Source organism: candidate division KSB1 bacterium (assembly GCA_034506255.1).
GTDB lineage: Bacteria > Zhuqueibacterota > Zhuqueibacteria > Zhuqueibacterales > Zhuqueibacteraceae > Coneutiohabitans > Coneutiohabitans thermophilus.
In genome coordinates, this window is record JAPDPX010000001.1 from 91260 (window position 1) to 106936 (window position 15677).

The 15677-nt window shown below is 60.0% G+C and carries 9 protein-coding genes; 7 read left to right on the forward strand and 2 right to left on the reverse strand.

What is annotated here, in order from left to right; all coding sequences use genetic code 11:
- Positions 1–1061: 1061 nt before the first annotated feature.
- Both ONB52_00390 and ONB52_00395 read right to left on the reverse strand, forming a co-directional pair.
- Positions 1062–2099: an alginate lyase family protein gene (locus tag ONB52_00390; protein MDZ7414595.1), complete on the reverse strand. Its 1038-nt coding sequence runs from the start codon at positions 2097–2099 to the stop codon at positions 1062–1064.
- A gap of 158 nt (positions 2100–2257) precedes the next feature.
- Positions 2258–3607, reverse strand: coding sequence for an alginate lyase family protein (locus ONB52_00395; protein MDZ7414596.1), 1350 nt, complete (start codon positions 3605–3607; stop codon positions 2258–2260).
- Positions 3608–4338: 731 nt separating this feature from the next.
- On the opposite strand from ONB52_00395, the gene nrfH reads away from it, so the two are divergent.
- From nrfH to ONB52_00430, 7 genes are all read left to right on the forward strand, one after another.
- Positions 4339–4800: a cytochrome c nitrite reductase small subunit gene (nrfH, locus tag ONB52_00400; protein ID MDZ7414597.1), complete on the forward strand. Its 462-nt coding sequence runs from the start codon at positions 4339–4341 to the stop codon at positions 4798–4800.
- Positions 4801–4817: 17 nt separating this feature from the next.
- Positions 4818–6245 (forward strand): ammonia-forming cytochrome c nitrite reductase subunit c552, encoded by a 1428-nt coding sequence (locus ONB52_00405; protein MDZ7414598.1) that lies wholly within the window; start codon positions 4818–4820, stop codon positions 6243–6245.
- Between the two features lie 265 nt (positions 6246–6510).
- Complete coding sequence (locus ONB52_00410) at positions 6511–7704, forward strand: amidohydrolase (protein MDZ7414599.1); 1194 nt, start codon at positions 6511–6513, stop codon at positions 7702–7704.
- Between the two features lie 19 nt (positions 7705–7723).
- Positions 7724–8653 carry a hypothetical protein gene (locus ONB52_00415; protein MDZ7414600.1) on the forward strand — a complete coding sequence of 310 codons (930 nt, stop codon included), beginning with the start codon at positions 7724–7726 and terminating at the stop codon, positions 8651–8653.
- 211 nt (positions 8654–8864) lie between these two features.
- Positions 8865–11177 carry a TonB-dependent receptor gene (locus ONB52_00420; protein MDZ7414601.1) on the forward strand — a complete coding sequence of 771 codons (2313 nt, stop codon included), beginning with the start codon at positions 8865–8867 and terminating at the stop codon, positions 11175–11177.
- Positions 11178–12632: 1455 nt separating this feature from the next.
- Entirely contained in the window at positions 12633–15011 is a 2379-nt protein-coding gene (locus tag ONB52_00425; protein ID MDZ7414602.1) for a polysaccharide biosynthesis tyrosine autokinase, read from the forward strand.
- A gap of 99 nt (positions 15012–15110) precedes the next feature.
- Complete coding sequence (locus ONB52_00430) at positions 15111–15677, forward strand: UpxY family transcription antiterminator (GenBank protein ID MDZ7414603.1); 567 nt, start codon at positions 15111–15113, stop codon at positions 15675–15677.

Genomic DNA, 15677 nt, shown 5'->3' on the forward strand with positions numbered 1-15677 from the left:
TTCAACGCCTGTTCCTGCAACAGCTTCGTCAGTGCGGCAAATTCGCCGTCTTCGCCACGACGCCCCGCTTTGAGATAGCCCGGCTCAGCCAGGGTTGAAACGTCTTCGGGCTGTTACTTAATCTTATCGAAATCTTTAACGTTTCTTGCTTTTTGCTTAATATTTACCCGCCACGCAGGTTTTAGCGGAAATTCCGACAATCAACTTTCGCCACAAATGCCAGCCGTTTTTCAATCGAGGGTGTCGTGCAGGGGGTTGCCGGTGGCATGCGCCGCCCCGGCAACCTCATCCCGCCTGCTGTCATGCCGGCTGTGGCGTGGCGGGGGAGGAGCACTATCCGCTTTTTAGAACCTGAATTTTGTACCCAGATTGATCCCCTCCGCCAGGAAAGAGGAGCGCTGATTTGAGCGGGACACCCAACCACCCACGGGATGGCGCATAAAAAAATTTTGCAGGCAAACATGCGGTCAACTCCGGCGGAAGCGACCTGTTCGGTTCTCCTCAAAAAAAATTGCGCCAGATCATGAAAAATTCGACAGGCTGTTCCTCCGGAGTTTGCATTTTGGAGATGGGGCACGGCTATAAACAGTTCGCTCCGCTGGCGCTGTTTATTGGCGCTGCCTTGATGAGAGGGAACACACCCGGCAGCCCCGCTCGGGACGCTCTGGTCATAACACAGCAGAGATTCACCTCTCGATGACAAGATCACCCACCCCAAAATCCGCCCACGAAAGCGAAGTCCCACGAAAGAAACATTTCGCGGGAGGCCATTTTCTTGGCAGGAAAGCCGTGACGCCCTCGGCAAACGGGCGAATTTCGCAGTCAGGGTCGTTCCATATTCGAAAAGTCTTGCTTGACATCGTCCGGAACAACTGACGGAGTTTGTTGGACACGGCATTTCCTCCGGAGAACAGCAAGCCAGCATTGCAAGATTCAGGAGAAAAAGTGCTCCATCCCCGTGAAGTTGATGCCTCGCGAATTCTGCATGTGCACAGGACAGGAAGTTTTGCAAGAGGCCACGCAGCCGAAGTGGAAAGACGTCCGGGGGCCTCCGCTGGCTGTTATCGGCGGGGATGTGTCCAGTCGCTCCAGCCGACATTCTTGCCGGGGCGGGCGGGAACAGGTGCGGGGAAATCGGTGTGATAGAAATGATTGATCACATGTGTCTGCCAGGTGTCATCGCCGTTGGGTGGGTACTGGGCTTGTTCGTGCAACCACCGGAAAGCGCGCAGCAGGGCCTGGTCCTGCCAGCTCCACACCTCGTAGCCGGCACGATGGAGAATCACAGCTTGCACCAGCGCGCCCTGCAAAGCTTCATACACATAGTTTTCCCGCGGTGGCGGCCAGCGAAAGGAGCCGGCGCGGCGCTGGTCATCGGGCAGCACACCGTCGATGTTGTGACCATTTTTCACGGCGCCTGCGGGATTGATACCCACGGGATGTGCGGCCTCCGCCTGCCAGGAGCAATCGCCGAAAGTGAAACCGGCATAGGCGTTGCGATCCCCCAGCCAGCCTTTGAAAACCTGTGCGCAGCGCTCGAGTTCATCATCATCGCGCAAATAGGCGGCAATGGCGGCGCGGCTGGCACCGGCATGCGTGCCCCAGTTGTTGGGCCGGGTCTCATGACAGGTGCGCAAGCTTTGGCCGTCCAGCTCGCGATCCAGCAAAGTTCGCAGCCAGCCGCGGAACACTTGATCTTCCTCCGCGGGCAGGCCAACGAGATCCGCGGCAATGACGTAGGCTGCCAACTCGCGGGCCAGGGCGAGCACGCGCCCCGCCGCTTCGGTCCCCATGATTTGCCGGCATGCCATGATCACTTCCTGGCGATAATGCTCCTCCTGCGTGCGGGCATAAACCAGAGCTTTGGCCATCACCTTCACGTTGGTATGATCGTTTTGATCGGCGAGATTGGGCCGGTCGATTGGCGAATCCGCGGCAGCCTTGAGATTTTCCCATGCCGGCCCGCACGTGGGCAGTTGTCCCAGCTCGGCGGCGCTGATCCAAATGCCGGTTGATTGCGCCAGCAGCCCGGCCGGCTGGTGCAACAGCACCAGGCAACACCACGCCAGGCCTGGAAACAAACATGCTCGGGGAGTCATGGCCTCGAGATAATCCTGATGAGGTTGTGAGATGTTATTGACGGCCGCGTCCACAGCACGGGAGCCATGTGACAATAACCTTACCGGTCAATTTCACCGGCTGCGCACGGGTTTCCAGCCGCGCCCCTCCGGCACTCCGCCGGGCGGGGCCGGGAAACTCAGCGCACGAGCAGCAGAGTTTTGGCGAGGGTCTGACTGCCGGCTTGCAAGCGGTAGACATAAAGTCCGTTAGGCGCGGCAGAGCCATCCTGGTCGCGGCCATCCCATGCAACCGTGTAGCGCCCCGGCGGCACCTTGCCGCTGAACAGTGTGCGCAGATGTTGTCCCATGACATTGAAAATCGCCACGCAGACTGTGGCGGGTGTCTCCACTTCATAGCTGATTTGAGTTGCGCGCACTGCAGCGGTGAAGGGATTGGGATAATTCTGTTCGAGCACGAAAGCGCGGGGCGGCAACGCACGGCGCGCTGCAACGGCCGTGGCGGCTTGCGGCACCCTGCCATGTGTCCAGTCGGTCCAGCCCACGTTCTTGCCCGGATTTGCCGGCGTGGGTGCGGGGAAGTGCGTGCCGTAATAATAGTTGATCACGTGCGGCTGCCAGGTGTCATCCCCGCTGGCGGCAAAGTTGGCCTGCTGATGCAGCCATTGGTAGGCGCGCAACAGCGCCTGATCCTGCCAGTTCCAGACATCGTAACCGGCCCGGTGCAGAATCACAGCTTGCACCAGGGCGCCCTGCAGAGCTTCATACACATAGTTTTCCTGCGGCGGCGGCCAGCGAAAATCTCCGCTGCGGCGTTGATCATCGGGCAGCACGCCATCCACCGGTTTGCCATTCTTGCGAGCCCCCTTGGGATTGATGCCCACGGGCTGGCTGGGATCGGCCTGCCAGGCGGGGTCTCCGAAGATGAAACCGGCATATGCCTGCTGGTCGCCCAGCCAGCCTTTGAAGACTCGAGCGCAGCGCTCGAGTTCTGCCTGATCACCAAGATATGCGGCCACGGCCGCACGGCTGGCACCGGCGTGCGTGCCCCAGTTGTTGGGCCGCTCTTCATGCGTCGAGCGCAGAGTTTTGCCGGAAAGATTTTCAGTCAGGGTTTGCGCCAGCCAGGTGCGAAAGCGTTGGTCTTCTGCCGGCGGAAGTTTGACCAGGTCCGCCGCGATCACGTAAGCGGCCAGCTCGCGGCCGAGTGCAAGCGTGCGGCCGCCTTGTTCCGTGCCGATGGCGGTCATGCAGGCGGTGATCACCTCCGTGCGCAGCCGGGCCTCGCCGGTGCGGGCATAAACCAGCGCCTTGGCCATGATCCTGACATTCACCGGATCATCTTGATTCGACAAATCCGGCGTGCCGGCCGGTTGCGAGGCAACCGCGAGGAGATTGTTCCACGCCGGGCCTTGCATCGGCAGTAGTGCGAGCTCGGCGCTGCTCGTCCAGATGCCGGCGCGCGCCAGGCGGGCGGGAGGGAAGCCGCTGTTGACAGTGCTATGGCCGGCGAATGGTGATTCCGCCACCGCGCCTGGCAGGCTTGCGTCATGTTGCAGGGATTGTGTCAAGGCATGGCAGTGAAATGCAAATGCAAGGATAGGGAACAAAACATTTTGGAGCCGGCGGTGAAGTTTACGATCCATGTCTTTCACCCTTTCTCGAAGTTGAGGTCTTTTACGTCCTGTAGGTGAGGCGGCAGGCTTCCGCCGCTGGCGAGTGGCAGAATGCCCCGGGTGGTTTGCGCGGCGATGGGGAGGGATGTCAAAGAGCCGGAGTTGGCGGTCGCCAATGTGTACACTGCGCCATGGCCGGACAGGAATGCCGGCCGTGGGCAAAATCAATTCTCATGCCAGGCAGAAGGCAAGCCGCAGGATGCCCCTGCTGGTGGGTTGCACTGCAGTGGCGCACGCGACCGGACCGGATGCCCAAGCAAACTGTGCAAAGATTTGTGATCGGGATCACGTTTGCGGCGGGCAGAATGCGGCGGCCCCGTGAAGATGATGCGGAGCAGCAGCCGGGCCGTGTGCCGCCGGCAGGAATTACAAACTGGCCGGCAACAATCTCAATTTTGAACTTTTGCCGGTGTCCGGAGAAAGCAGTTGCTCATTTGGTTTTCAATTATTACTATTCCGCCGCAAAAATGGCCGCTCTACCCGCCCGCCGTCGCGCTGCCGGCCGTGAGCGGCGGCACGCAAGCCTGTCCCGCGAGGAAAGACGCTGCCTGGACCACCGAGTGGACGTGAACCGTTGATGCCTCATGAATCGACTGCGAGTTTCGCTGCTGGTGTTGAGTAGTTTGCTGGGACTGCTGTTAGGTTTGAGCGGATATACATTCTACTATGCGCGCGGCGCTTCCTATCTTTCCAATGACCCGCGCGCCTGTGTGAATTGCCACATCATGCGTGAGCAATATGACGGCTGGCAGAAGGCGAGCCACCATGCCTTTGCCACCTGCAATGATTGCCACGTGCCGCATTCCTTCATTTCCAAATACTTCACCAAACTGGAAAACGGTTTCTGGCATGCGAAGGGTTTCACCCTGCAGGATTTCCACGAGCCGATCCGCCTGCGCCGCCGCAGTCAGGCGGTGCTGCAGCAGAACTGCCTGCACTGCCATCGCGAATTCGTCAGCGAGGTGCTGACCGGCGCCGCACATGCCGGCGGGGAAATCAACTGCATGCCATGTCACAAACGCGTGGGCCATGGCCCCTCACAATGATCAACCAGGTGAGCGACATGAATGAATCATCCCAGCCGGCTTCCCGCAAGTCGGAGCGCATGATTTACGGCGTGGCCATCGTTGTGGTGGCGTTCGCCACAGTGGCCGTCCTGCTGCTCATGGAAAACATCGCGCAGCGCAAGGAGGAGGGGAGGCAGCATGTTTTTCGCGTGGTGGAAATCGATGAAAACACCATCGACCCGGCGGTGTGGGGCAAGAACTATCCCCGCCAGTATGACAGCTACAAACGCACGGTGGACATCGAACGCACCCGTCATGGCGGCAGCGAAGCATTTCAAAAACTCGATGAGGATCCGCGCTGGCGGGAAATCTTCAAGGGCTATGCTTTCGGCGTCGACTACCGCGAGGAGCGCGGGCACGCCTACATGCTTTCCGACCAGGATCAGACGGAGCGCGTGAAAATCGTGCCGCAGCCCGGCGCCTGTCTGCATTGCCACTCCGCGGTCATTCCCGCCTACGTGCAGGCCGGCGCGCAAGCGGGCGCCACCAGCCGCCGGGAACAAATCATGAAGGGCTTCGAAATAGTCTGCGGCATGCCCTATGCCCGGGCGCGCACAATGGTGACGGCACCGATCACCTGCGGCGATTGCCACGATCCCAGCAGTATGCAGTTGCGCGTCACCCGGCCGGGCTTTCTCAATGGCATCCGTGTGCTGGCCGCCAGCGAGCAGCCGCTGCCGCATCTCCCCAGCATCGAACGCTGGCGCAAAGAAGGCCGCCAGGGCGAATACGATCCCAATCTCCTGGCCACCCGCCAGGAAATGCGCTCGTTCGTCTGCGGCCAGTGCCACGTCGAATACTATTTCAAGGGCGAAGGCAAGCTGTTGACCTATCCCTGGCACAAGGGCAATCGCGTCGAACAAATCGAGCAGTACTATGACGAGATGGGTTTCAAGGACTGGACGCACAGCGCCAGCGGTGCCAACGTGTTGAAGGCCCAGCATCCCGAGTTTGAAATGTGGAGCCAGGGTATTCACGCGGCCAGCGGCGTGGCCTGCGCCGATTGTCACATGCCCTACAAGCGGGAGGGGGCCGTCAAGATCAGCGATCACCACGTGCGCAGCCCCTTGCTCAACGTCGCGAATGCCTGCCAGACCTGCCATCATTTTTCCGAAGCGGAAATCAAAGCGCGCGCAGAAGCGATTCAGGATCGCACCAAGGCGCTGATGATACGCACCGAGGAGGCGCTGGTGGCGCTGATTGCAGCCTTGCAAAAGGCGCGCGAACGGGGCGTGCCGGAAGCGGAGTTGCAGCGCGCCCGGGAGTTGCAGCGCAAGGCACAATGGCGGCTGGATTTTGTTGCCGCGGAAAACTCCATGGGCTTTCATGCTCCGCAGGAGGCTGCCCGCATTTTGGGCGAGGCCATTGACTATGCCCGACAGGGTGAAATTGCCCTGCTGCAGCAGAGCCTCGCCGCGCGCTGAGTGCCGGCGGGCAATTCCCGGGCTGCAAGTTTGAAGGCTGCGCAGATGGGATCTTGAGGTCACCCGGCATCGTGGCGGTGTGAGGAATGATGTTCCGGCAACAGCTTGGCTGTTGCGTCAAAGACCTCAGAAGGTCGCCCGCGCTCGCGTTTTTCTGAAGCCCGGCCCGGCCGAGGCGGGAACACTTTCAGGCAGACACCAACCAATTGGCATGTGCGCGAGGTTTGATTTGAGGAGTGATCTGCAACCAAATGCCAGTGAGGCAATGCAACCAGCGGCGATGCCGCCGGCGGTTCACACGATGATCCCGCCGGGCGTGCGGTCGCTGTTGCTCGCCACCGGCGTGTTGCTGGCCTCCGGATTTCTGCCGGTGCGCGGCCAGCAGCAAACCATGTCGTTCGAGGAATACGAGCCGGTCTCGATGCTGGTGGTGCCGGCGCATCCGGTCACGCGGGCGAAGTATCCCTTCATTGACGTTCACAATCATCAAGCGGAGATGCCAACGCAGGATTTGCGGCTGCTGGTTGCGGAGATGGACAAGCTCAACATGGCGGTGATGGTCAATCTCAGCGGCCGCGGTTTCAAACGCCTCGTCAATCCGGACAGTTCGGTCAGCCTTGGCATTCATGGCGGGGAGTATCTCAAAGCCGCGGTGGATAACGCCAACCGCACTGCGCCGGGTCGCTTTCTGGTTTTCACCAACGTGGATTTCACCGGCATTGGCAGACCCGGCTGGAGCGAACGGGCAGTGCGCGAGCTGGAACAGGACGTCCGTCACGGCGCCGCCGGTTTGAAAATCTACAAGGATCTCGGCCTGGACTTGACCGACAGCAGCGGCCAGCGCGTGCCGGTGGATGATCCGCGTCTCGATCCGATCTGGGAAAAATGCGCGGAGCTGAAAATTCCGGTGCTGATCCATTCCGGCGATCCCGCCGCGTTTTGGCTGCCGCACGATCGCTTCAATGAACGCTGGCTGGAGCTCAAGCAGTTTCCCGGGCGCCATCGCCACGGCCGCGAGCCCTCCTGGGAGCAGGTCATGACCGAGCATTTCAATCTCATGCGCCGGCATCCGCGCACCACCTTCATCAGTGCCCACATGGGCTGGCTCGCCAGCGACCTGACCCGTCTTGGCAGGCTGCTCGATGAAATTCCCAATCTCTACACCGAACTCGGCGCCATCATTTACGACCCCGGCCGCCAGCCGCGTTTTGCCCGGGAGTGGTTCATCAAATACCAGGATCGCGTGCTGTTCGGCAAGGATATTTGGGCGCCGCGGGAGTATCACGTCTATTTTCGCGTGCTGGAAACCGCGGATGAATATTTCGACTACTATCGCAAGCGCCATGCGTTTTGGAAGCTGTATGGCCTGGACCTGCCGGATGACGTGCTGAAGAAAATCTACTACAAAAATGCTCTGCGCCTGCTGCCCGGCATCGATGCCACCCGCTTTCCCGAATAATTTCAGGTTGAAATCTCGGATGATCTTCGATGATTGGAAACACCGCCGCGGCTGGTTGCGCCGCCTGCCGGCTGCCCGCTGGTGGTCTGCCGCCCTGTTGCTGGTGCTGGTGGGGTGTGGTTCGGATCACGGCGTGGAGCCGGTGCGCACCAAAGTCACCGGCGACATCATCTTCACCGGGCCGACACCGCCGACCTATGTCGCAGAAGTGGTGGTGGTGCTGGTGAAAAAATTGCCGCCCGAGAATTTGCTCTCCGAAGTAATCTACAGCCCGCCGCTCGCTTTTGATCGCAATAAACCCGCCGGCCGGGATGACACCCTGCGCTACGAGTTGTTCGCCGCTCCGGGGGTGTATGCCGCCGCCGGTGTGCTCTGGCGCAAGTCCGGGCAGGCGTGGGATATCGCCAATATTCTGGGCGTGCATCTCGATCCCACCAGGATTTTCGAGCTCAAGCAGGTGGTGGTGCGGGAGGATGAACCGGTGGCGGACAGCGTAAACATTCTGGCCAATTGGGAGTTCGCCAGCCGCGATGCCATCATCACCGGCAAGATCACCTTCAAGGACCCCTGGCCTGCCAATTCCCAAGCCGTGGCAGTTGCAGCCGTCGGGGTGATTCCACCCGGCGGGCCGGCATTTCTGCCCGCGGTGCTCGGCAATCTCAAAGGCCTGAATTTCACCCTGGGCTTGTTCAAACTCGAAGAGCAATACCGGCTGGCGGTGAACGCGGGCGAGATCAAGTTTCTCTCCCTGTTTTGGTATGGCAAGGGCCAGTTTCTCGACATCCGTGCCGTGGGGCTGTATCATTGCGGCGAAATCAACGGCCAGCTCATTCCCAAACCGGTGCTCGCGGTGAAGGATTCGACGATCGCGAACGTCGATTTCGAGGTGCATTTCTCCACCCTGCCTGCCGGGATCAACTACTGCAAAGTCTGCCCGCCATGTCCTTGAGGCTGGCCGGCATGGTGTGCCACGAATCTTTGCCCATCCCTGCTTTGCCGCCGGCAGGAATTGCGGAGGGCGCTGCAACCCCGGCGGATGAATTGATGTCCGTTCGCAAAAGTTTCAACCTCATGCGGTCCGAAGTTCACCCTGTGCCCGCTTCCCCACAGCGAACAGCATGGTCGTGCTCATTCGGAAAAGGCTGGTGAGAATAATAATAATGTGGAAGACAGGCTGGTGGCCACAAAGATTGCTGTTGGCGGTGATCGTGCTCCTGGGTTGGACACCTGTGCTGCACGGCCAGCATTTCGGCGAGATTCGCGGTCGGGTGGTGGATGCCGAAACCGGCGAAGTGTTGCCGGGCGCCACGGTGCAAATTCTGGAATCGTTGCTGGGCGCGGGCGCGGATGCCAGCGGCACCTTTGTGATTCGGCGTGTGCCGCCGGGAAACCATGCGCTGCGCGCGAGTTTGATCGGCTACCAGGTGGCACACGCTGAAGTCACGGTGCAGGCCGATGCCGTCACCGGCGTGGAATTTGCCCTGCGCAGCAGCGTGCTGGAGATGAATGAGGTGGTGGTCACCGCCAGCCGGCAGCCGGAGGAGATTCAGCGGGCGGTGGTGAGCATCAGCGCGCTCAGCGGGGAGACGGCGCTGCGCCGCGATGCCGCCCGCCTCGACCGCGCGCTGGAGAGCATTCCCGGCGTGAGCCTGATCGAGCAAAACGTCAACGTGCGCAACAGCTCGGGTTACAATCGCGGGCTGGGCAGTCGTGTCTTGATCCTGCTCGACGGTGTGCCGGCACTGCCCAGTGATTTCGGCACCATGAATTGGGACATCCTGCCGGTCACGGATTTCGAGCGCGTGGAAGTCATCAAGGGCCCGTCGTCCGCGCTCTACGGCTCGTTTGCGCTTGGCGGTGTAATCAACGTCATCACCAGAGCGCCGATGCCGCAGGGCCGCTTGAGCATTCGCACCAGCGCCGGCATCTATGACCGGCCTTATTATCCCGAATGGAAATGGACGGAGCGCACGCTTCACTTCAACCGCCAGGATGTGAGTTATTCGCGCCAGATCGGCAGGCTCGGGTTTCGCTTTTCCATTGGCCGCTCCGAGTCCACCGGCGACCGCCAGAACCGTCACTACCACCGCTGGAACGCCACCGGCAAGCTGGTGTGGGGTTTTGCCGGCAACACGGAAATCACCCTGTTCGGCGCCTATGCGCGGGATCGGCGCGGCGAGTTCGTGTGGTCCGATCTCAGCAATCCCTATCTCGTGCCCAATGCCACCGGCGGCCGGCCGGAAGATTTCGCCGAGTTTCGTCTGAAACTGGACGCTTATACGCTCTATGGCCAGTGGCGCCAGCGCCTGAATGACTGGTTGGAATTCAAGCTGCGCACTTCTTTCGTGCGGCAGTTGACCGGCAATCAATTCCGCGTTTCCGGCGATTTCGAGCCGGCGCAGGGCCCGGGCGCGGATTTCCAAATACACAGCCAGCTCGACAGCACAGTGAGCTTCACGCTCGGCGTCGAGTACAAATATGATTTCGCCGAACAGCGTCAAATTGGCCGCCATTTCGCCTATACGGTTTCCCCCTATTTCCAGCAAGACTGGCAGCCTGCTTCAAACTGGAAAATCAATCTGGGCTTGCGCTTCGATCAGTACTATCTGCTGCCCGGCCCGCAACGCTACATCAAGACGGTTTTCAATCCCCTCAAGAACCGCTTCGAGCGCATCGATCTTCCCAATCCGCTGCCGCAAGGGTTGGAAGAACAACACCTGAGCCCGCAGCTCGGCATGAGCTGCGCGTTGACCCCGGCCACTGTTTTTCATGCCTCCTTCGGTCGTGGCATTCGCATCCCGGTGTTGGGCGAGCGCTTCCTGCAATTCAACATTCCCATTCCCTTTCGCCCCAATGCGGAGATCGCCACCGAACGTTCTCTCTCTTTGGAGGCCGGCGTGCGCCAGCGGCTGGGAGACTTCGCCCATTTCGAAGTCACGGCTTTTGCCAATCACTACAGCGATTTGATCGAGCCGGTGTTCGTACCGGAAGGTGCCAACTTCTACGCCATCCTGGTGAACATTCCCAAAGCCAAGGTGGAAGGCATCGAAGCTGCCAGCCGGTTGCGCTTTTGGCAAAATCGTCTGGGTTTGGAGGCCAGCGCGACCTGGACCAATCCCGTCATCACGGCAGTGGACAAGGATGCCAAAATTCCGGTGCCGTTTCAAGAGGGGGATTTGTTGAGTTACCGCCCGCGCGTGACGGCCTACCTTTCTCCTGCCCTCACACTGGGGGGATGGGCGCTGGAAGCCGACTACAGTTTTGCCTCGCGGTTGTTGCGCGAGCAGGTGCAGATTTTCAAGGATGATCAGCGCGTGCCCAAGCGGCAATTGGATATGCGGCTGCTTTATAGTTGGAATCAATTCACCGCCCACTTGGCCGTGCGCAATCTGCTGCGTTACAACTATTATCAGGTCGAACGCAACATCAACGAAGTGCGCAATTTTTCCGCGGGCGTGCGCTGGGAATATTGAGCCGGCAGAAGCACATTGCGCGGGAGGGAAGTGCCGCAAAAAACAAAATCCCCGCCACGTGCAGCGCGGATGGCTGTTTTTATCCGGTGTCGGCAAGCCTGGGTGGCAGGGCTTGCTTCCGTTTCATGAATTTGCTCCCGGTGCCGGCCGGCAATTCCGTGCCGGCGATTGCCGCAGCTCTGTAACATAGTTGCATCCGGCGGCAGCGCACCGGCATCCGGCTCGCGCTGTTGGTTTCAGTTGATCCTCCCCATTTTGTCACCCGCATGACGAAGTTGTAACACCTGTAGTTGTGCTTCTGCAACTTGCCTGTCCGTTTTCAGCATTTTTACCCCTCCGCCGGTATATCTCCCCGGAGTTTCAACCTGGCACGCCCCGGTGCTTTTCATCTCTGATCCATGCCGGTTGCGGCCGGTACCGCAGGCCAGCCACGCGTGGCCCGGCGTTGGCATGCCGAGTGGGCATTTTTTGGGGCCTCTACCCTCAGGCATTAGACAGTGGTTTGCAGCGGTTTGCAGCCGTGCAGCAAGGGACTGCCAGCACGAGTGCAAGGCCTCCGAGGTTATGCAGGGAGCAGACGATTGAACCCAGCTCAGCAAGGATTGCTCAGCGTTATTTGCGTGCCGACATCTCTGGCCGCAAGCCGGCGATTTCCCTGGGTGCACGCCGGTCGGCTTTTGTGCGCGGTGCCGGCACCCATTCCTCGGCCTATGGGGCATGATTACCGCGGTCAGGACGAGCCAGGGAAATGCCTGACGACCACTCGACTCATTCAATCCCTTTCTGCCTCCCTGCCGTCCGATCATTTTCTGGTGCATTTCCGTTTTTGTCTATTGCGGGCCACCGAGATGTCTGCTTCAGTTGTTTTCCCCAGTCGCAAACTGTCTCAGGATTGTCATCCCGACCCGGGTTTTGCCGGCATGCCTGCCTTCAGGGTAATTGGTCATGCTCATTTGGGCAACCCCTCGGCATGAAAACGTCGCGCGGGCCTCTTGTCTGCCTGCAGGCTGGCAGCCTGCGCCATGGCATTTTCGGGGTTATTGGGGGAGAATAACTGTGACCGCGGCAGCAGGGGACGCCCTTTGTGGAGTTGCACGGCAGCGGGAGGGGGACGGACAGTGGCGCCTGTTTGAGCAAATATTTAACACAAAGTGTGCAATTTCTTCCCAGCACGTGTGAGGGAGCGGCGAAATCATCCGGGTGTTTCGTCGCGAGACATTGATAATGCCCGAAGCTTTGACGGGATGGGAACAAACGGACGGATGGGCGCCTGATACTGGCACTGGCTTTGCCATGAGCCGGAGAAAAGCTGTGCATCGTGAGCAGCCGTCCGGAGGTGCAGGAAATCATGATGTTGGTTGTGAAGTTCATTACCCAAAATGTGACTGACATGGCGGAGCTGTGCCTGGATGGGACGGTCTTCGCTTTAGCCCTTTCCCTCACATGAGCGTGGCAATGAAAGAAAAAATCATGCGCCAAACCACACCGCTTGCCGACTATCTGCGCATTCTGTATCGCGGGCGGTGGGGCATTGTGGCGTGTTTTGTGGTGGTGCTGGCGATCGCGCTCTATTTGAACGTCACCGCGGTGCCGCTCTATCAGGCAGACGCCAAGGTCATGGTCAAGGTGAAGTCCAACCTCGGACTGCCTCCGTTTGATGGCAGTGCCTATTGGCAGATGGAGACCATGATCAGCAACCAGATCGAGATTCTACGCGGCCGCGCGATTGCCAAGGCTGTCGCACAAAAATTGTTGGAATCCCCTTATGCTGCCGAATTGCCCCTGCTGCAGGCACACGGTCATGTCAAAAGCCGCTGGCAGCGGCTGATGGAAGCCGCCGGCCGTTTGCTGGGCCGCAGCGTCGCCGACACGGCCCGCCACCGGCCGGCGGGCCGCAGACTGCAGGATGTGGAGACCCTGGCGCGCAGCCTGTCCGGCTATCTCAGCATCGAGCCCATCCGCAACACCGACATGATCCTGATCAGCGCCGTTTCCGAACACCCGCGCGAGGCGATGCTGATCGCCAATGCCTACGTTGAAGCCTTCAGCGATCTCAACCGCGCCATGAGCCAGGCGGAAGTTCGCCAGGTGAAGACCTTTCTGGAAAATCAATTGAACGTCATTCAACAGCAACTGGCGGAATCAGAAAGGGCGCTGAAGGATTTCACCCGGGCGCAGAAAACCCTGACCCTGCCCGATGACGCCAGCCGTCTGGTGGAAAAACTGGTGGAGTTCGAATCCCTTTACAAGGAATCCCTGGCGGAGCTGGAGTCCCAGCGTGCGCGCCTGCGCTTCATCGACAGTCAGCTCGGTCGCAAACTCGAACTCGAGGTGACCGCCGCGACTTCCTACCTGGAAGAATTAAAACGGGAGATGGCGGCCCTGCAGCAGGAGCGCGCCGTGCAGGTGGCGTATCTCGTCAACAACGGCAATTACGACGAGAAGAATCCGCGCCTGCAGCAGCTCGATGAACAAATTCACGCGTTGACACAGAAGTTCAAAGATGAGTTTGCCCGGCATGCGGCGGCAGAGCCCGCCGGCTCGCCGGCCCTGCAGGACGAGCTGTATGTGCGCAAGTTCGAAGTGGAAGCCTCGCTGCAGGCCCTGCAACCGAAAGTGGCCTCGCTCCAGGAGATCGTGGCGGACTACACCCGCCGGCTGGAGAGCCTGCCGGAGAAAAAGCTGGTGCTGGCACAACTGCAACGCTCGGCGCAGGTGGATGAGAATATCTACCTGATGATGAAGCAAAAGTATGAAGAACTGCGCATCACCGAAGTCGGCCAGCTCGGCGACGTGCGCATCATTGAGCCCGCAGAGCTACCCGAGGCCCCGCTCGGCCCCAACAAGCGGCTCAATCTCATCCTGGGCATGGTGTTCGGCCTGAGTCTGGGCGTGGGGCTGGCTTTCCTGCTCGACATGCTCGACTCCTCGGTGCGCACAGTGGAGGATTTGGAGCGCATGGGCCAGCCGGTGCTCGGCTCGATTCCCCTGATCAAGGAAGACAAGGCGCTGCAGCTTCTCAAAATTTCATTGAACGGCTCGACCAACGGGGCGACCAATGGCAGCGCGCACCCGCCTGACAATGACGAAAACCGGCGGAAGGCGGCACGCTTGATCAGCCACTTCGCACCCCAGTCACCGATTGCCGAAGCCTATCGCACCTTGCGCACCGGCATCCAATACACCCACTTCGGGAGCCCCCTGCGCACCCTGTTGGTTACCAGTCCGGGACCGGGCGACGGCAAGTCGACCACCGTGGCAAATCTCGCCATCGTCATGGCGCAAAGCGGCAGCAAAGTATTGCTCATCGATGCCGATTTGCGGCGGCCGGTGCTGCATCACGTGTTCAAACTCGACCGGCGCCTGGGCTTGTCGAATGTGCTGGCCGGCCACGCTGCGCATGGCGAGGCCATTGCAGCAACAGAGATTGACAATCTCCATGTCATGACCTGCGGCACCCTGCCGCCCAATCCCTCGGAGCTGCTCGGCAGCAGCACGATGCAGCGTCTGATGGAAACGCTCAAAGCCGAGTACGAAATCTTGTTGTTCGACAGCCCGCCTGCCATCGCGGTCACCGACGCCGCGGTGCTCGCCCGCCTGGTCGATGGCGTTTTCCTGGTGGTGAAGGCCGGCCAAACCAGCAAGGAAGCCACGTTTCAGACGTTTAAACTGCTGCAACAGATGAAAGCCCGCTTCCTGGGCACCCTGCTCAATTCCGTCAAAATGGAAAGCTTGTACGGCAGCTACTACTATTATTACCACTATCACTACCACGCCAACCACACCAACGGCAAGCTGCCAAAGCAGCAGCGCAAATTGCCGGCGTGGTCGTGAGCAAAGGGCAAAAGGCAAGGGGCAGGGGGCAAGGAGGGTTTCACATATAAATTTTAAGAGTCGTTTCCAGGCTTGGAATATTGAGCAGCGAGCATCCGGATGAACACAGCAACCGAAAAGATTCGCCATTGGTACGCGCTTTATACGCGGCCGAATTTTGAGAAACGTGTGGATCGCGAACTCCGCCGCCTGGGCTTGCACGCCTATCTGCCGTTGCGTCCGGTGTTGCGGCAGTGGAGTGATCGCAAGAAATGGATCGAGATGCCGCTGTTTTCCTGCTATGTCTTCGTGCATGCCGATGCCAAAGAGCGCCTGCTCTCGCTCACGCCCGAGGGCGTGGTGCGCATGCTGGGCCAGCACGGCCAGCCCTCGATCATTCCCGAGCATGAGATCGCCATCGTGCGCAAAATGCTGGCGAATGATTTCGATCCCGAGCCGATTCCGCATTTGGTGCCGGGCGATTTGCTGGAAATCATCGCCGGACCACTGGCCGGCCTGCGCGGGGTGCTGCGCTCGTTTGAGGGCCGGCAACGCCTCATCATCGCCTTCGAGTCGATTGGCCAGTCACTGGCCATCAACATCGATCCGCGCCAGCTTCGCAAGATCACAGGCGGCCCGTCCCATTCTTACAGCCGGACCGTGCCGCAGCCTCCGTTGGGAGTTTGA